At 66.2% G+C, this 17803-nt stretch carries 16 protein-coding genes and 1 pseudogene; 6 read left to right on the top strand and 11 right to left on the bottom strand.

Annotated features, from left to right (window positions below):
• Nucleotides 1-55: 55 nt before the first annotated feature.
• The 9 genes from HJG53_RS03775 to lgt all read right to left on the bottom strand — a co-directional run bounded on the left by HJG53_RS03775 (nt 56) and on the right by lgt (nt 9126).
• Nucleotides 56-997 carry an MlaD family protein gene (locus HJG53_RS03775; protein WP_171127822.1) on the bottom strand — a complete coding sequence of 314 codons (942 nt, stop codon included), beginning with the start codon at nt 995-997 and terminating at the stop codon, nt 56-58.
• Nucleotides 997-1794: an ABC transporter ATP-binding protein gene (locus tag HJG53_RS03770; RefSeq protein WP_171127821.1), complete on the bottom strand. Its 798-nt coding sequence runs from the start codon at nt 1792-1794 to the stop codon at nt 997-999. The genes HJG53_RS03775 and HJG53_RS03770 overlap by 1 nt, the downstream gene beginning before the upstream one ends.
• A complete protein-coding gene (locus HJG53_RS03765) occupies nt 1791-2900 on the bottom strand; it encodes an ABC transporter permease (RefSeq protein ID WP_171127820.1) in 1110 nt (369 codons plus the stop codon). Before HJG53_RS03765 ends, HJG53_RS03770 begins: the two co-directional genes overlap by 4 nt.
• 45 nt (nt 2901-2945) lie before the next feature.
• Nucleotides 2946-4262 (bottom strand): cystathionine gamma-synthase family protein, encoded by a 1317-nt coding sequence (locus tag HJG53_RS03760; protein ID WP_171127819.1) that lies wholly within the window; start codon nt 4260-4262, stop codon nt 2946-2948.
• A gap of 47 nt (nt 4263-4309) precedes the next feature.
• A complete protein-coding gene (gene pgeF / locus HJG53_RS03755; RefSeq protein ID WP_368039495.1) occupies nt 4310-5059 on the bottom strand; it encodes a peptidoglycan editing factor PgeF in 750 nt (249 codons plus the stop codon).
• An 8-nt stretch (nt 5060-5067) separates the two neighbouring features.
• Nucleotides 5068-5592 (bottom strand): GNAT family N-acetyltransferase, encoded by a 525-nt coding sequence (locus HJG53_RS03750; RefSeq protein ID WP_171127817.1) that lies wholly within the window; start codon nt 5590-5592, stop codon nt 5068-5070.
• A complete protein-coding gene (locus HJG53_RS03745; RefSeq protein WP_171128166.1) occupies nt 5589-6560 on the bottom strand; it encodes a class I SAM-dependent methyltransferase in 972 nt (323 codons plus the stop codon). Before HJG53_RS03745 ends, HJG53_RS03750 begins: the two co-directional genes overlap by 4 nt.
• A gap of 152 nt (nt 6561-6712) precedes the next feature.
• Entirely contained in the window at nt 6713-8185 is a 1473-nt protein-coding gene (locus HJG53_RS18545) for an esterase-like activity of phytase family protein (RefSeq protein ID WP_171127816.1), read from the bottom strand.
• An 80-nt stretch (nt 8186-8265) separates the two neighbouring features.
• Nucleotides 8266-9126, bottom strand: coding sequence for a prolipoprotein diacylglyceryl transferase (lgt, locus tag HJG53_RS03735; RefSeq protein ID WP_171127815.1), 861 nt, complete (start codon nt 9124-9126; stop codon nt 8266-8268).
• 62 nt (nt 9127-9188) lie between these two features.
• Here lgt and HJG53_RS03730 point away from each other — a divergent pair, with 62 nt between their 5' ends.
• Nucleotides 9189-10889 (top strand): class I adenylate-forming enzyme family protein, encoded by a 1701-nt coding sequence (locus HJG53_RS03730; protein ID WP_171127814.1) that lies wholly within the window; start codon nt 9189-9191, stop codon nt 10887-10889.
• Nucleotides 10890-10899: 10 nt separating this feature from the next.
• On the opposite strand, the gene HJG53_RS03725 is transcribed toward HJG53_RS03730, so the two are convergent.
• Entirely contained in the window at nt 10900-11361 is a 462-nt protein-coding gene (locus HJG53_RS03725) for an SgcJ/EcaC family oxidoreductase (RefSeq protein WP_171127813.1), read from the bottom strand.
• A 157-nt stretch (nt 11362-11518) separates the two neighbouring features.
• Here HJG53_RS03725 and topA point away from each other — a divergent pair, with 157 nt between their 5' ends.
• A complete protein-coding gene (topA, locus tag HJG53_RS03720) occupies nt 11519-14053 on the top strand; it encodes a type I DNA topoisomerase (RefSeq protein ID WP_171127812.1) in 2535 nt (844 codons plus the stop codon).
• A gap of 171 nt (nt 14054-14224) precedes the next feature.
• A pseudogene (locus HJG53_RS03715) lies at nt 14225-15190 on the top strand (sensor histidine kinase); the annotation flags it as partial.
• Between the two features lie 6 nt (nt 15191-15196).
• Here the strand turns inward: HJG53_RS03715 and HJG53_RS03710 are convergent.
• Entirely contained in the window at nt 15197-15598 is a 402-nt protein-coding gene (locus HJG53_RS03710; RefSeq protein ID WP_171127811.1) for a response regulator, read from the bottom strand.
• A 121-nt stretch (nt 15599-15719) separates the two neighbouring features.
• Between HJG53_RS03710 and HJG53_RS03705 the strand changes: the two genes are divergently transcribed.
• The 3 genes from HJG53_RS03705 to HJG53_RS03695 are packed head-to-tail and all read left to right on the top strand — an operon-like array spanning nt 15720 to nt 17795.
• Nucleotides 15720-16478 carry a histidine phosphatase family protein gene (locus tag HJG53_RS03705; RefSeq protein WP_171127810.1) on the top strand — a complete coding sequence of 253 codons (759 nt, stop codon included), beginning with the start codon at nt 15720-15722 and terminating at the stop codon, nt 16476-16478.
• A complete protein-coding gene (locus HJG53_RS03700; RefSeq protein WP_171127809.1) occupies nt 16475-17353 on the top strand; it encodes an NAD(P)H-hydrate dehydratase in 879 nt (292 codons plus the stop codon). Before HJG53_RS03705 ends, HJG53_RS03700 begins: the two co-directional genes overlap by 4 nt.
• A gap of 43 nt (nt 17354-17396) precedes the next feature.
• The gene (locus HJG53_RS03695) at nt 17397-17795 is read left to right on the top strand and encodes a hypothetical protein (RefSeq protein ID WP_171127808.1); all 399 of its coding nucleotides are present in this window, start codon (nt 17397-17399) and stop codon (nt 17793-17795) included.
• The last annotated feature ends 8 nt before the right edge of the window (nt 17796-17803 follow it).

The following is a 17803-nucleotide window of genomic DNA, read 5'->3' as shown; positions in this document are numbered from 1 at the left end:
GGGTTCTCGACTTCGCTCGAACCGAACGGATCTTTGTGTTGGAGCATGGCGACCCTCATTTCGGCTCATAGTCTGGAAGCTTGGAGCTGCCGATCAGGCCGCTCGCGCCGCCGCGGTTAAGACGTTCGGCGACGCCGCTCAGCGCTTCGGACATTTCGCGCAGGTCGCGGATCAGCAGGCCCACCTCGGGCAGGGTCTGCTTCGAAAAGGCCTGAACGCCCGGCCGGGCATCGTTCAGCACGGCATCGAGAGTGTCCATGCTGGTGCGGGCGCGGGCCACCGTTGCGCGGAGGTCCGCCACCAGCGGCCGGCCCTGTTCGTCGAGCAGCTGATTGGTGGTGCCAGCCAGCTTGCCGATCTGTTCGGCGGCATTGCCCGCCTGCTGGATAGCGATGCGGGTCTCCGCGATCGTGGCGGCGATTTCCGGCCCACGATTGGCGAGGTCGCCGCTCAACCGATCGATATTCTTGAGGATGTTGCCGAATGACTGCTGGTTCCGGTCGTTGAGCAACTGCGTCAGCCGCTCGGTCAGCGTCGACAATCGCTCGAGCAATTGCGGCGCGCTGTTGAGCAAGGCGCCGAGGCCGCCCGCCTGGGTGGGGATGACCGGCGCGCCGGCCGGGCCGATCTCGGTGATCGGCGGCGCGCCCTTTTGTGCGCCTTGCAGCAGCAGGGTAGAGACGCCGGTGAAGCTGCCCTGGATGCTGGCCGTTGTGCCGATCAGCACAGGGACATCCTCGTCGATCGCGATCCGCACGCGAACGAACTCCGGATTGTCCTTCCAGATCTTGATTTCCTGCACCTGGCCGGCCGGCACACCGCGGAAACTGACCGCCGATCCGCGCGCGAGGCCTTCGACGGACTGTTTGAAGAAGATGTCGTAGACCTTCTGCTCCGTGTCGGCGACCCGTGCGAGCCAGATGGTGAACACTGCCGTGGCGAGCAGCAGGATCAGCACCACCGATCCGACCAGCACATGATTCGAGCGGGTTTCCATCAGCGCGTCACCTCAGCCTCTCGCCGTCCTTCGGCCTGCGCCGCCAGTCGCCCGCGCGGTCCCTTGAAATATTCCTGTATCCACGGGTGGTCCAATGCCAATAGTTCCGGGATCGTTCCAACCGCGATCACTTTCCGGTCGGCAAGCACCGCGACCCGGTCGCAGATCGCATAGAGCGTGTCGAGATCGTGGGTGATCAGGAACACGGTCAGGCCGAGCGTGTCGCGCAGGCTGCGCGTCAGTTCGTCGAACCGCGCCGCACCGATGGGGTCAAGACCGGCAGTCGGCTCGTCGAGGAACAGCAGCTCCGGGTCGAGGGCCAGCGCACGCGCGAGGCCGGCGCGTTTCTTCATGCCCCCCGAGAGTTCGGCCGGGTATTTGGGACCGGCCTCGGCAGGCAGGCCAGTCATCACCACCTTATAGGCGGCGATCTCGTTCAGCAGCTCGGGGCTGAGGTCGGGGTAAAATTCCTTCAGCGGGACCTGAACATTCTCGGCCACGGTGAGGGTCGAGAAGAGAGCGCCGCCCTGGAACAGCACGCCCCAACGCTTCCGCACTTCGACGGTGTCTTCGTCGTCACGCCCGATCATCGGCTCGCCGAACACCTCGACTTCGCCTTCGACGGGCGTCTGCAGGCCGATGATCGACCGCATCAGCACCGACTTGCCGGTGCCGGAGCCGCCGACCACGCCGAGGATCTCGCCGCGCCGCACTTCGAGCTCCAGGCCGTCATGCACGACCTGTTCGCCGAAGCTGTTCTTCAGCCCGCGCACGCGGATGATCGGATCGCCGCTCATATCCAGCCGATCCGCTCGAAGAAGACGGCAAAGAAGGCGTCGATGACGATCACGAGGAAGATGCCCTGCACGACCGCCGCGGTGGTGCGCAGGCCGACCTGCTCCGCGTCATTCTCGACGTTCATGCCCTGGTAGCAGCCGGTCAGGGCGATAATCGCCCCGAACACCGGCGCCTTGACCAGGCCGACATACAGGTCGGTGATCGGCACCACTTCGCGCAACCGCTGGACGAAGGTGACGGGCGGGATGTCCAGCGAAATCCAGCAGAAGATGCCGCCGCCGACGATCGCGATCAGCGACGAATACATGCCGAGCAACGGCATCATGAACACGGCCGCCAGCACGCGCGGCAGCACCAGCGCCTCCATCGGCGACACGCCGATCGTGCGCATCGCGTCGATCTCTTCGGTCAGTTTCATCGTGCCGAGCTGGGCGGCAAAGGCCGAGCCGGAGCGCCCTGCGACCATGATCGCGGTCATCAATACGCCCAGCTCGCGGAGCGTAATGCGGCCGATCAGGTTGATGGTCAGGAACTCGGCGCCATAAGCGGCAAGCTGGACGGCGCCCTGCTGCGCGATGACGATGCCGATCAGGAAGCTCATCAGCCCGATGATGCCAAGCGCCGAGACGCCGACCACCTCGAAACGCTGGATGACCGCATTCCAGCGGAAGCGCCGGGGGTGGCGGATCACCGAACCGGCCGCCACGATCATCCCGCCAAAAAAGGCGAGCAGGCCGAGCAGGGTCCGGCCCGCGGTGGCTGTGGCTGCGCCGATCTCTTCCAGCACGCGCTGGAACGAGGGCTGGGGCTCCGGCCGCATCTGCACCGGTTCGTGCGCGCGCTCGACCTCGTCGATCAGTCGCCTGGCCTCGGGGCTGGCGCCGGTCAGCGTGGCGCCATGCTCTTCGGCGAAGCGGGTGACCAGAAACGCGCCGATCGTATCGATGCGTTCGGCGCCGCTCAGGTCGACGGTGGCGACGGGGCCTTCGATCGCCTGCAGTCGCTCCGGCAGGTCGCGCACGCGCGCCAGCGTCAGCGATCCGCTGAACCGCACCACCCGCCCGCCGGCGTCGGTCTCTTCGAGGAAATCGGCGGGTGCGGCCATCTCGTTACCAGTGCGAGATAATCCGCAGGGGAGCAAGGTGTTCCGCTACACCGCCGCCAGCGCCTGCTCGAAATCGGCGATGAGGTCGTCCGGGTCTTCGACGCCGATCGAGATGCGCACCAGATTGTCGGTAATGCCGAGGGCGCGCTTACGCTCGTCCGGAACCGAAAGATGGGTCATCGCAGCGGGCGCTGAAGCAAGCGTCTCGGTACCCCCCAGCGACACCGCTAGCTTCGCAATCTTGAGCGCGTCGAGGAAAGCGAACGCTTCTGTCTCGCCGCCCTTCAGATAGAGGGAGAAGGTCGAACCGGCGCCGGTGCAATGGCGGCGATAGATGTCGGCTTGCCGCGCGTCGTCGCCCTGCTCGAGGAAGCCGAGGTAGCCGACCTTCTCGACCTTCGGATGCCCCTTCAGGAAGTTGCACACCTTCACGGCATTCTCGCCCGCCCGGTTCATGCGCAGCTCCAGGGTTTCAAGCGAGCGCAGCAGCATCCAGGCAGTGTTCGGATCGCAGATCGTGCCGATCGTGTTGCGCATCATCCGAAGCGTGTTGATGTGCGCCTTGCCGCCGACCACCCCGCCCGCCACCAGATCCGAGTGGCCGCCAGCATATTTGGTGAGACTGTAGACGACCAGCTCGGCACCCTGCTTCAGCGGTTGCGCCCAGATTGGGCCCAGGAACGTATTGTCGATGGCGATTGGCGGCTTGCTCTCACCGGTAAAGATGGCGTCGCGGCTTGCCCGGACCGCCTCGACATCGACCAGCGCATTGGTCGGGTTCGCCGGGCTCTCCAGGTAGATGAGCGCGACATTGCCCTTGGCCGCGCGCTGCATCACGGCATCGATCTCGTCGCGCGTCGCGCCGGCTGGAAAATCGAGCCACTCGACCCCGAACTTGCCGAGGATGCGCGCAATCAGCGTCTCCGTGGCCGCGTAAAGCGGGCCGGAATGGACGATCGTGTCCCCGGGTTTCACCATCGACAGGAAGAGGGTCGCAATGGCCGACATGCCTGACGAAAAAGCGAGGGCGTCCTCGGCATCTTCCCACACCGCTAGTCGGTCTTCGAGGATTTCCTGGTTCGGGCCATTGAAGCGTGAATAGACCAGGCCTTCCGACCCGCCCGGCCGCTTGCCAGTAACGCCCTCGAAATGTCGTTTGCCTGCAGCGGCATTGGGGAAGACGAATGTGGAAGTCAGAAAGATCGGCGATTTGAGCGAGCCTTCCGAAAGCGTCGGATCATAGCCATGGCCCATCATCAGCGTTGAAGGCTTCAGCCGGTGATTGCCGATCATGTCGGTCGCGGCCTTGGGCTTGCGCCGGGCAGTCGCGCCGGACAGTTCGGCTTCGGTTTCCTTGGTCATGCGAGGGGCTCCGATTTCTTGATTGCGCCCCTCTAGCGCCGGTCACGCTACGGCGCGAGGCCGATCAGGCTGATCTGCCGGCCATAATCCGGTTCTCCCCTGTGCGTCGCGCGGCGAAAGCTGAAGAAGCGACTCTCCTCCGCATAGGTGTCGAGTCCGAGTGCGTCCACTCGCCCGATGCCGGCCGCGGCGAGGCGGGCGGCGACATAGCCCTCCAGGTCGAACAGATGATGGCCCGGTCGGCCGGCGGTGAAGAAACGCTCGTTCGCTGAATCGGCCTCCTCGAAGCGGCGCGCGAAACTATCGTCCACTTCATAGGAGGCGCGCGCGATGCAGGGACCGATCGCGGCGGCAATGTGCTCGCGCCGTGCGCCGAGCCTTTCCATCATCTCGACGGTCGCGTCGGTGACCCCACCGAGCGCGCCCTTCCAGCCGGCATGCGCCGCGCCCAACACGCCTGCCTCGTGATCGGCGAACAACACCGGGGCGCAATCGGCCGTGAGGATGCCGAGCAGCAACCCCGGACGATCCGTCACCAGCGCATCCGCCTGCGGCCGCTCGGCAAAGGCCCAGGGCTCCGCTACGACACAGGTCGGCGAATGCACCTGATAGATGGTGACCAGCGTCGAGCCGGGCAGCACCGCGTCAACGGCGCGCCGGCGGTTTTCCTCCACCGCGCCCGGCTCGTCGCCGGAGCCGGTCCCCACATTCAGCCCCGCGCAAACGCCATGCGACACGCCTCCGCGCCGCCCTAGAAAGCCATGCGCGGTGCCGTCGAGCAGCGGGGAGCGGATCACCTCGACGCTCACAGCGGCAGCCGCATGATCAGGTCGCGGTCGATCTGATTGCCCATCGGGAACTCAAAATCCCCGATGTGCATGAAGCCGAGCTTCTCGTAGAAGCGCATCGCGCGCGGATTATGCTCCCAGACGGTCAGCAGCAGCTCGTCCGCGCTCTCGGCCCTTGCCGTTTCGATCGCCCAATCCATGAGGGTATTCGCGACGCCCGAGCCGCGCGCGCTTCCCACGATGTAGATTTGGCTCAGCTGCCGCGCCCTCGGGCCGACATGCTCCCGCGGGAGCCAAGGCTTGGAAAGCTTCGCATAACCGACTATCGCTTCATTCTGCAGAGCCAGGCGAAAGCGATGGTCTGGATCGTTCAGGTGCCGGATCAGGTCGCCGTTCGGGCCGTAGGCCTTGGCGAGATACAGCCCGATGTCCTCGGCCGATCCGCTATGGCCGAACGTCTCCAGCCAAACGGCCTGTGCCATGGCGTCCAGCTCGCGACCGTCCTCCGGCACGGCGTCGCGATATTCGATTGCTTGCGTCATTCGAACCCCACTGGCTGCGGCCAGTCGGGCGCGGTCAGCGCCAGGGCCTTGAACAGGGTGCCCATCTGGTCCGGCCCGGTCAGCCGCGCAACCGCGGCCCCGATCTCGTCGGCCCGCGCCGGTGACGCCGCGGCGAGGCGCTCGGCGCGCGCGGCGATACCCATGCGCTCCAGCCACGCGCCCTGGCCGACGGGTCCGAAACTCCGTGCGCCTTCCGCCCGCGCGGCCTCCGCCAATGTTGCGAAGTCCACATGGGCGGTCAGGTCGCGTTCGCCCGGCTCCTCGAACGGATTGACATAGGCATGCGCGCGCACCGCCTGCAGCGTGTCGCCGATCGCCGGCCCCTCATAGCCATAGTCCACGATCAAGGCTGCACCGCCCTGGCCCGCCAGCCGATGCCCGATTCGGCGCGCGACGGCGGCCGACGCAGGCGAGGTCTCGATGATGCTGCCAATCGGCGAGCCGCGTAGCTGGTCCGGGAGTATCTGGTCCAGCGCCGGCCCGCTCGCCACCGGCACGAACAGCGGATCGGCCCAGGCGACATGCCGCTCCCGCCAGCCGTTCGGCGCACGGACGAGCTGGCGGATGGGGAGGGCGTCAAAGAACTCATTGGCGACGATCAGCAGCGGCCGATCGGAGGGCACGTCGTCCAGGTCATCGTGGAACACTGCGTCCGGCACGCGCTGCCGCTGCTGCTCGCGCAGTGTCGGGCTCGTCTCGACCAAATGCACCGGCGGGACGAGCCCGGCGCTGCGCATCGCGCGCAGCGCATCCGCCGCCAAGGTCCCGCGGCCGGGGCCGAGCTCGACGTAGCGCACGCCCGGCTTGCCGGCGCGCAGCCAGAGGTCGGCGAGCCAGAGGCCCACCAGTTCCCCAAACATCTGGCTGATCTCGGGCGCGGTGGTGAAGTCGCCCGCCGCGCCAAGCGGATCTCGCGTCGCGTAATAATGGCGGTTCGCCGCCGCCATGAAGTGCGCAACCGGGATTGGCCCCTGGATCGCAATGGCCGCGGCAATCGCATCGGCGCAGGTGAGGGAAGGAGGGCTCACCCGAGCCCCATATCCGTTCGCTTCGAGCGAAGTCGAGAAGCGTATCTCGACTTCGCTCGATACGAACGGAGTTATGCGAAGGCGACCTTACGCCGCCGCATCGACGCGCCGGCAAGGCCGAAGCCTGCGATCATCATCGCCCAGCTGGCGGGCTCCGGCACCACGCCGACCGCATCGGCGCCGCTCACCCGGAAGGCATAGACGACCGTCGGCAGCAGCGAAGTCGGCTGTCCGCCGACATCCGGGCAGCCGGAACCGAGCGGTACGGTGATGCGACCGCCGGCACCGACGCACACGTCGAACTGCACATTGCCGGCATCCTGCGTCACCGAGAAATCATTGTCGGAGACGATGTAGAGGCCGAGGCTGCCGTCGCTGAGCACGGGGCCGAAGCTCAGCCCTTCGAGCTTCTCGACCGCGTCGAAGCCCGCCTGTTTCAGCGCCGCCTGGATGTCGAGGTACAGCGATTTCTGCACCGGCTTGACGCCGTTGGGCAGCGTGTTGGTATTGGTCAGATCGACGTTCGACACGTCGGTCGCGCCCTCGAGGCGGATGCGGTAGACGCGCTTGCTGCCGATCGGCAGCGAACTCGCCGGATCGACGCCGAGCCCGCGATTGTCGCGTTCGATCACGACGAAGCTGCCGTCCTCCAACGGGGTAATGCTCGACACGCCGATGTTGCGGCCTTGGGACGAGCTGTTGAAGTCGTCGTTGGTGCCGGGAATGCGATCGTTGATGTCGCTCCGGCTCTCGAGCTGATAGATATACTGCTTGATCGATTGGCCGGTTGCGATGTCGAACTCGACGATGCGCAGGTTCCGGCTGCGGCGGCCGTCGATCGCGCCATTGTCCGTGCCTTCGTTGACCAAAGGATCCTGCAGGATCGCATAGGCCTTGGTGCCGTCGCGGGAGACGGTCAGCCCTTCGAAGCCGCGATTGTCCTGGCGGCCCTTGGTGATGGTCGGACGGCCGTCGACATAGTTGACCGTGCCGTTCGACTGCTTCGGGATCAGATTGTCCGGTGTGGTGAAGGCGCGCAGCTTGGTGCCGTTCGGCGCAAACTCGTAGACCGCCGGGCCATATTCGTCGGACACTAGGAAGTTTCCGTTCGGCAGCTTGACGAAGCCTTCCGAGTCGAACGAGCGCCCGAGATTGCTGACGCTGCCGCCGGCGAGCAGCGGGTTGAGGCCGGTAAGCGCCATGCCGTCGGTGTCGCGAAACAGTGTCGTGCTCTGCAAATTGAAGCCGTTCACCGCACCGGTGGAAAGGCTTATGTCGAGCTTGAAGCTATGCACGCGCGGCGTGAAGTCGATCACCCCGCCGCCGGGACCGCGATCGGTGATGCCGTAGAAGGTGTTCGTCCCGCGGTCATAATAGAGGTCGGAGCCGATGCTCAGCCGATTGCTGGCGAAGGCATTGCCCAGGGCGGACAGGTCGGTCGCGCCCCCGGCGATCTCGAACTTGTTGACGAACGTGATGGCGGCGTTCGCGGCCGCCGGCGCGAGCGCACAGGCGGAAGCAAGGAGAAGACGGCCGAGTCGCATTGTTCACCCCTGTTTTCGTGAGGGGTGCGCCACAGCAGGCGAGCGTGACGCTGTGGTTAACTATTCGTTACGCCTGTGTGTCAGGACACGCTTTCGCTACCTGCGATCGGCTCGACTCGCTGCCGTCGGCTTTTGGCCGTGGCGACGAGCCAGGCACCGCCGAGCAGCAGCGGGACGCTCAGCGTCTGCCCCATGGTGAGGCCCCAGGCGAGATGTTCCAGTCCGGCGTCCGGGTTGCGCACGCGTTCGAGCGCCACGCGCACCAGGCCATAGCCGAGCGCAAAGGTGCCGACGAGCTTGCCGGGCTGGTAGCGGGCATCGGTCTTCCAGAACAGGAACCAGAGGATCAGGAACAGCAACAGCCCTTCACCGGCCGCCTCGTACAGCTGGCTGGGGTGGCGCGGCTGCGGCCCTGCGCGCGGAAAGATGATCGCCCATGGGACCGTCGTCGGCCGGCCCCACAGCTCGCCATTCACGAAGTTGGCGAGGCGAACGAGAAAGATGCCCGGCGGCACCGCACAGGCGACATAGTCCATTACCCTGAGGAGATTGAGGCCATGCTTGCGCGCCGCATAGATGAGCGCCAGCACCACGCCGATCAAGCCGCCGTGGAAGGACATGCCGCCCTCCCATAGCTGCAGGATCTCCAATGGGCGGCCCAGCATGTCGGGCTTGTAGAAGAGCACATAGCCGATCCGCCCGCCCAGGATGATGCCGAGCGTCACGTAGAAGACGAGGTCGTCGGCATGCCGCCTGGCCATCGGTGCGCCGGGCTGGGCGAGCAGCTTCAGCAGGTACCACCAGCCGATGAAGATGCCCGCGATATAGCCAAGCGAATACCATTTGATCTGGAAGAAGCCGAGGTCGAGCGCGACCGGGCTCAGCCCCAACTGCTCGAAGTGGAGATAGCCGGCGGCGTCGGCGAGAAAGGGCAGGATCAAGGCTTTCCCCAAGCGATTTCGGCCTCCATAGTGCCGGGCATAAGAGAAGGCGAGAGGATAGCATGCCGTCCGAATTGGACCTGAAACTCGACACGATCATGGACGGCCTGACCGCGCCCGGCAGCATGATGACGCTGACCAGCTGGGAGGATGGTGGCGTTACGCTGCCGATGATCGCGGCCGCCCCGCCCGCGCTATCCTATTATTTCGACCATTTCTGTGCGCAGCATGGCGACAAGGATTTCCTTGTCTGTGGTGACGAGCGGCTGTCCTTTGCCCAGGTGCATGCGCAGGCGCGCGCGGTCGCCGGCGCGCTCGTCCAGGGCTATGGCGTCAAGCGCGGCGATCATGTCGGCATCGCCGCGCGCAACGCGCCCGCCTGGATCGTGCTCTACATGGGCATATTGATGGCCGGGGGCGTCGCGACCCTGCTCAACGGCTGGTGGACCGGCTCGGAGCTGGCAGAAGGCATCGACGAGAGCGACACCAGGCTCGTCTTCGCCGACCCGCCCCGCGCCAAGCGCCTGGCCGAGACGACGCATCGCGCCGAGCTGGTGGTGGTCGATGTCGGGCTGCCGATCGCGCAGGCGCTGGCGCCGGTGCTCGCTCGCGGCGGTGGCGCCGAGACGGAACTGCCGGCGCTCGGGCCCGACGACATCGCGACCATACTCTTCACCTCCGGGTCGACCGGCCAGTCGAAGGGAGCGATCTCCACCCACCGCGCCGTCACCCAAGGCGTGTTCAACTACCTCGCCCAGACGCTGATGACGCTGCAGCTGGCGACCGAGCTGGGGCAGGCGCCGACGCTGCAGCCCTGCACGCTGCTCAACGTGCCGCTGTTCCACGTTACCGCCGAAGTGCCGGTTATGCTGCAAAGCTTCGCCATGGGCCGCAAGCTCGTCATCATGCAGAAATGGGATGCCGAAGAGGCGATGCGGCTGATGGAGCGGGAGAAGGTCACCTATTTCGTCGGCGTGCCGCTGATGAGCTTCGAGATCCTGACGCACCCGAACCGCAAGAATTACAACCTCTCCTCGGTCATGGACTTCGCGGCCGGCGGCGCGCCGCGCCCGGTCGAGCATGTGAAGCGCATCGACGAGGAAATGGGCGGCGCCAAGCCGCTGATCGGCTATGGCCTGACCGAGACCAACGGCGTCGGCTGCGGCAATTTCCGCGACAATTACCTAGCCAAGCCCAACTCGACCGGCCGCGCCTCGCGCCCGCTAGTGGACCTCGCCATCCTCGACGACGCCGGCAAGCCGGTGCCGCAGGGCCAGCGGGGCGAAGTGTGCATCCGTTCGGTCTGCAACTTTCTCAAATATTACAAGAATCCCGAAGCGACCAAGGTGGCGTTCACGCACGATCGCTATTTCCGCACCGGCGACATCGGCTATCTCGACGAGGACGGCTATCTCTTTATCGTCGACCGCAAGAAGGACATCATCATCCGCGGCGGCGAGAATATCAGCTGTCAGGAAGTCGAAGCGGCGCTTTACGAGAGCGTGGATGTGGCGGAGGCCGCCGTGTTCGGGCTGCCCGACGAACGCTTCGGCGAAGTCCCCGGCGCGGTGGTGCACCCGGCCGACGGCGCGACGCTGACCGCCGAGGGGCTCCAGGCCTTTCTCCAGCCCCGCCTCGCCGCGTTCAAGATTCCTGCGCGCATCTGGATCGCGCCCGACCCGCTTCCCCGCCTCGGCACCGAAAAGATCGACAAGGTCAGCCTGCGTGCCCACTACCGCGCTCTGGCGCAGCAGGACGGTTAGCGTCTGCAGGTCAGTTCGGGTTCGGCACGAGGAAGGCGCGGACGCTTCGGAGCTTCCACGCACCGCCATCGCGCCTGGCTACGCTGATGTTGCGGAAAGTGCGCATCAGCTTCCAGCCGCCGTCCGGCTGCTGCTGCTCGACGCGCACGCCGGCCTCGGTGAAGGCGAGGTCCGCGGCGATCATCTCGGCGCGATCGACCTGGGTGATGTGCCGCATCGTACCCTGGCGCGCCGCGAAATTGCGCACGAAGGTGGCGCGGATCGCGTCCTTGCCCTCGACGACGGTGCCGCCGGCCATGCGCAGGCTGCCGTCCGCCACATAGGCTTCAGCCATCCGGGCCGCGTCCTTGTCGTTCCATGCGGCGTCGGCGGTATCGGCGAGGGCATTCAGTGCGGCTTGATCGGCCGCACTGGGCGGCTGGGCAGAGGCGGGGGCTGCGCACAGGGCGAGCAGCAGGGCAAGAGGCTTCATCGTCCGGTCTCCTTGATGAATGGGCCGCGCTCAAGCGGAGCGGCCTGACGTGCGCAAAGCAGCTTCGACCGGCGACGTTACCTTTCGGCCAAGGCTTGACGGCAGCCGACGAGCGTCTCCACCCTCGCGCGTACGTACGTAAGGGTCTGTGACGTCCATGCAGCTTGTGATTGTCGAATCTCCCGCCAAGGCGAAGACGATCGAGAAATATCTCGGTCGCGATTATCGTGTGCTCGCCTCCTATGGCCATATCCGCGACTTGCCGCCCAAGGACGGCTCGGTCGATCCGGACAATGGCTTTGCGATGGAGTGGGAGACCTATGGCGACAAGGCCAAGCAGCTCAAGGCCATCGCCGACGAAGCGAAAAAGGCCGATCGACTGATCCTCGCCACCGACCCTGATCGCGAAGGCGAGGCGATCAGTTGGCACGTCCAGGAAGTGCTGAAGAAGCGGAAGGCGCTGCCCAAGGCGGTGGAGCGCGTCACGTTCAACGCGATCACGAAGTCGGCGGTCACCGAAGCGATGGCAAGGCCCCGGCAGCTCGATGAAGACCTGATCGACGCCTATCGGGCCCGTCGCGCGCTCGATTATCTGGTTGGCTTCACCCTCTCGCCAGTGCTGTGGCGCAAGTTGCCCGGCGCCAAGTCGGCCGGCCGCGTCCAGTCGGTGGCGCTGCGCCTGATCGTCGACCGCGAACGCGAGATCGAGACCTTCCGCCCGCAGGAATATTGGTCCGTCTTTGCCGACATGGAGCAGGACGGCACCGCCTTTCAGGCGCGGCTGGTGCGCTTCAAGGGGCAGAAGGTCGATCGGCTGACGATCGGCAAGGCGGGCGACGCCGAAGCTGCCAAGGCCGCGGTCGAGGCCGGGCGCTTCACCGTCGCCAGTGTCGAGACCAAGCCGCTCACCCGCAACCCGCCGCCGCCCTTCACAACCTCGACCCTGCAGCAGGAAGCGGCGCGCAAGCTCGGCTTTTCGGCCAGCCACACGATGCGGGTCGCGCAGAACCTCTACGAAGACGGCGCGATCACCTATATGCGGACCGACGGCGTGCAGATGGACGGCAGCGCCATTTCCGCTGCCCGCGCCGCCATCGCGAACCGCTATGACGGCAGCTATGTCCCCGACAAGCCGCGGCAATATCAGACCAAGGCGAAGAACGCCCAGGAAGCGCACGAGGCGATCCGCCCCACCGACTTCGGGCGCGACCATGTCGGCTCAGGCGATCATGCCCGGCTCTACGACCTGATCTGGAAGCGCGCGCTGGCGAGCCAGATGGCGTCCGCGCGCCTGGAACGCACGACGGTGGAGCTGGAGGACGGCACCGGCCAGACGGCGCTGCGGGCGACCGGCCAGGTCGTGCTCTTCCCCGGCTATCTCGCGCTGTACGAGGAAGGCCGCGACGACGCGGATGACGAGGAAAGCCGCCGCCTGCCGCGCCTCGGCCAGGGCGACGCGCCGCTCAAGAAGGCGGTGCACGCCGAGCAGCATTTCACCCAGCCGCCGCCCCGCTTTTCGGAAGCGAGCCTCGTCAAGCGGCTGGAGGAGCTCGGCATTGGCCGCCCCTCCACCTATGCGTCCATTCTCCAGGTGCTGAAGGACCGCGAATATGTCGTGCTGGAGAAGAACCGCTTCATGCCCCAGGAAAGCGGCCGCCTGCTGACCGCTTTCCTCGAGCGGTTCTTCGAGCGTTATGTCAGCTACGACTTCACGGCCGGCCTCGAGGAAGAACTGGACGAGATCTCCGGCGGGCGGGCCGAATGGCAGAAGGTGCTCGAAGCCTTTTGGCGCGACTTCAAGCCCAAGACCGCCGAGGTGATGGAGCAGAAGCCCTCCGACATTACCGCCGCGCTCGACGAATTCCTCGCGCCCTTCCTCTTCCCGGAACGCGAGGACGGCACCGATCCGCGTCTCTGCCCGAACTGCAAGTCCGGCAAGCTGGCGCTGCGGGGTGGGCGGTTCGGTGCGTTCGTCGCATGCTCAAACTACCCGGAATGCAAATACACCCGCCGCTTCGCCCAAGGCGGAGGCGAGGAGGCGGGCAACGACAATGGCGATGAGCTGCTCGGCCAGGATCCGGATACCGAGCAGGATGTCACTCGCAAGTCGGGGCGTTTCGGCCCCTATGTCCAGCTGGGTGACGGCAAGGACGCCAAGCGCGCGTCGATCCCCAAGGATGCCGGCGAGCTCGACCTGGCGCTCGCGCTGAAGCTGCTGAGCCTGCCGCGCACGATCGGCGCGCATCCCGAGACGGGCGAGCCGATCACCGCCTCCATCGGCCGCTATGGCCCTTATCTGGCGCACCAGGGCAAATATGCGCGGCTCGGCTCGACGGCCGAGGTGTTCGAAACCGGAATGAACGCCGCGGTGGTGAAGCTCGCCGAGGCGGCGGCCGGCGGCGGGCGTCCGCAGCGCGGCGCCTCGCGCGAGCCGCTGCGCGTGCTCGGCGCGCACCCGCGCACCGAGGCCGAGATCAAGCTCATGGAGGGCCGCTTCGGGCCCTATGTCACCGACGGCACCACCAACGCGACATTGCCCAAGACGGTGGCGCCCGAGGCCCTGACGCTCGAAGAAGCGGCGCAACTGCTCGATGCTCGGGCGACGGCGGGTCCAGCCAAGAAGAAGGGTCGTGGGAGCGCGCGGAAGGCGCCCGCCAAGAAGGCGGCGCCGAAACGCGCAGCGAAAAAGTAGTGGAGCGTTGAACCGGACGCGGACGTGTGGCGTTCGTCTGCCCATTGATATAGATCAGGGCAACGCAGATCGAGTGCCGAGGGTTCGTCACGTTCTTCGCGCCGGCTGGGAAGGACGAGCTTGAATTCAGCGATTGCGGATCTGACGGACATGGCGGCGGGCCAGATTTCCTTCAAGCAGCTCGCCGACGCGATGCCGCAGATGGTCTGGTCCACGCTGCCTGACGGCTTGCACGATTACTACAACGCGCAATGGTATGCCTTCACAGGCGTGCCGGAGGGCTCGACCGACGGCGAGGGGTGGAACGGAATGTTCCATCCCGAAGATCAGGAGCGGGCTTGGGCGCGCTGGCGCCACAGCCTGGCAACGGGTGAGCCGTACGAGATCGAATATCGCCTGCGGCATCATAGCGGAGAGTATCGCTGGACGCTGGGCCGCGCTCTCCCGGTCCGGGGCGAGGACGGGCAGATCATCCGCTGGGTCGGCACCTGCACCGAAATCGACGAGCAGAAGCGGATTGCCGAACACAACAGCATCCTCAGTCGCGAGCTCAGCCACCGGATCAAGAACATCTTCGCGGTGGTGAACGGCCTAATCGGCCTATCCGCACGCCAGTTTCCGGACATGAAGGCGCTTGCGCGCGAGCTGCAGGGCCGCATCGCGGCGCTGGGCCGCGCGCATGACTATGTCCGTCCGCACAGCGAGGAAAGCGCGCCGCATCCGGGCCAGTCCACGCTGAAGGCGCTGCTGGCCGACCTGCTCAGCCCCTATCCGGCGCTGGATGACGGGCGATTGACGATCGAGGGCGACGATCTTGCGGTCGACGACCGGGGCGCCACCCCGATCGGCCTTGTCTTTCACGAGCTTGCCACCAATGCGATGAAATATGGCGCCCTGTCGTTGCCGGAGGGGCGGGTCGCCATCACCATCGCCGTGGCTGGCGGCGCCGTGCACCTGAGTTGGGAGGAGTTCGGCGGGCCCAGGATCAACGGCGTTCCGCAGCTCTCCGGCTTCGGGAGCCGGCTGACCGACATGAGCGTGGTTCAGCAACTGGGCGGTACGCTGGAGCGCGACTGGAGGCCGGACGGGTTGCGGGTACGGATCGAGCTTCCGGCGCGCGCGCTCAGCCGCGCCTGACCCGATTCAACCGAAGCACTTCAGCGATGGAGGCGCTTCGGCTTCGCGGCCTTGACGCCGCTGCAGCGCGAACGCGACGGCCGAAGAGAGCGAGGCCTCATCGGTCGGCTTGGTGAGGACACCAATGGTGCCGGCGATGCCCTTGCCCAAGATGCGAGGGTTGGCGGTGACGAAGAGCACGCCCGCCTTGTGTTCGCTGGCCAGTCGCTTGCCGATCTCGGGCCCGGTCAGTCCGTCGCGAAGGTTGAGGTCCACCAAGGCAAGATCGATGCTGCCATCTGCATAGGCCATGGCGCCCTGCAGGTCGGCGGCGATGCCGACAATGTGGTAGCCACGCTCCTGAAGAATGCTCTCCATTTCAAGCGCGACCAGCATCTCGTCTTCAACGATCAGAATGGAAGCAGTCATGCCCGGACAATCGGCGCTCCACGGAAAAGTTCCCTGACAGCGCTGTCTTAACCGCATTTCGGTGTCGGACCCGAAGCGACGCCTGATCGTTACACGCCCGATTGGACGGAGTGAGGTGTGAATGGCGAGTCGCTGGCCGAGCATTTTGTGGCTGGTCCGACACGGGCAAAGTGCAGGCAATGTCGCTCGCGATGCGGCACACGAGCAGGGGCTGGTTCGGATTACATTGACCGGCCGCGACGTCGATGTGCCGCTGTCACCCCTGGGAGAAGATCAGGCGCGCGCGCTGGGCGCCTGGTTTGCGGCCGGCGGCGACCAGCCGGACGTGTTGCTGAGCTCTTCCTATGTCCGCGCCCAGCAGACCGCTGCCCTGTTCCGCGACGCGGGCGGCTGCGCGGCGGATATTCCCATCTGCGTCGATGAGCGGCTGCGGGAGAAGGAGTTCGGCATCCTCGACGGGCTGACCACGCCTGGCGTCGCCGCGACCTACCCGGATCAGGCCGAGTTCCGCCGCATCCTGGGCAAATTCTATCATCGTCCGCCCGGCGGCGAGAGCTGGGCCGACGTGATCTTGCGGCTTCGGTCGCTGCTCGACACGGTGTCGCTGCACCATGCCGAACAGCGGGTGATGATCGTCGCGCATCAGGTCGTGGTGCTGTGCCTTCGCTATGTGATCGAAAGCCTAAGCGAGGCCGAGATTCTCGCGATCGACGCTGAGGCAGATGTCGCGAATTGCTCGGTCACCGAATATCGGCTTGACCCGCGGGAAGGGGCGTTCGGCAAGCTGGTGCTCAGCCGGTACAATGTGACGGCGCCCATGGAGGAGGCCGGTGCGGCAGTGACGAGCGCGCCCGAGCCGATCCAGGCGGTGCGCGGATGATCAGGCTCGACGACCACTGGCTCGACCGCAATCCGCTGCCGGAAACGGAGCATCGCACCAACAAAAACGAGCGCGGCCGGGTGTTCGTGGTCGGCGGCAGCGCGCTGGTGCCCGGTGCACTGCGGCTGACCGGCGAAGCAGCGCTGCGCGCGGGTGCCGGCAAGCTGCAACTCGGCACGGTCGCGGAATCCGGGACGCTGCTCGGCATGTTCGTGCCGGAGGCCGCGGCGGTCGCACTCCCGTCCACTGCCGGCGGCGAATTGAGCGCAGACGGAGTCGATGTGCTGCTGGAGCATGCAAGTGCCTGTGACGCGCTTGTCCTCGGTCCCGGCATGCATGGCTCGAAAGAGTGCGAGCGGCTGGTGCGTGCGGTGATCGAGCGGCTGCCGGGCGAAGTGGCCGTCATCCTCGATGCCGGCGCAATCGCGGCCGCCGCCACCTGCAAGGAGCTGCTGCGCGATCATGCCGGCGCAGTCATCCTCACGCCTCATCCAGGCGAGATGGCCTCGCTCAGCGGTCTGGATGTGGATCAGGTGCAGCAGGATGCTTGGGCCATTGCCCGACGGACAGCTGACGAGTTGCAGGCCATTGTCTGCCTGAAGGACGCGCGCACGATCATCGCCGCGCCCGGCGGCAAGGAAGTGGAGTTTGACGGCGGTACGCCCGCCTTGGCGACCGGCGGATCCGGCGACGTGCTGGCGGGTATCGTCGGCGGACTGGTCGCGCGCGGCGCACCGCCCTTCGTTGCCGCGGCCTGGGCCGTTTGGACGCATGGCAGTGCCGGCAGCGCCTTGGCACGCGGATATGGCGGCACGGGCCTGCTCAGCCGGGAGCTGCTGCCGCTGATCCCCCGCTTTCTTAACCGGCAGCATTGATCGGTCAGCGGACGTTCAGCCGACGCGTGATACGCACGCCGCCATGCGAAACATTCTGAAGACCTTCACCCTGGCTGCCGCGGCCCTCGGCGCCGTGTCGGCTGCCTCTGCCGCGCCGCTTCCGCCTGAAGCTCGGCTTGCCCGGATGCTCGACGGCCGCGTGGCCGGCAAGCCGGTCAGCTGCCTTAACCAGCGCAGCATCAGCTCGACCGAGATCATCGACGACACGGCAATCGTTTATCGCGTCGGTAGCAAGCTCTACGTGAACCGTCCGCGCTCCGGGGCAGATTGGCTCCACCGGGACGATATCCTCGTCACCCGCACGATCGGCTCGCAGCTCTGCAGCATCGACACGGTGCGCCTGCTTGATCGCACGTCGATGATCCCGGCCGGCTTTGTCTCGCTGGGCGATTTCGTTCCCTATACCCGCCCGAAGAACTGAGCGGTCGG

Source organism: Sphingomonas sp. ID1715, assembly GCF_013044515.1.
In the GTDB taxonomy this organism is placed as follows: domain Bacteria; phylum Pseudomonadota; class Alphaproteobacteria; order Sphingomonadales; family Sphingomonadaceae; genus Sphingomonas_B.
This window is presented reverse-complemented; position numbering and strand designations above follow the sequence as displayed.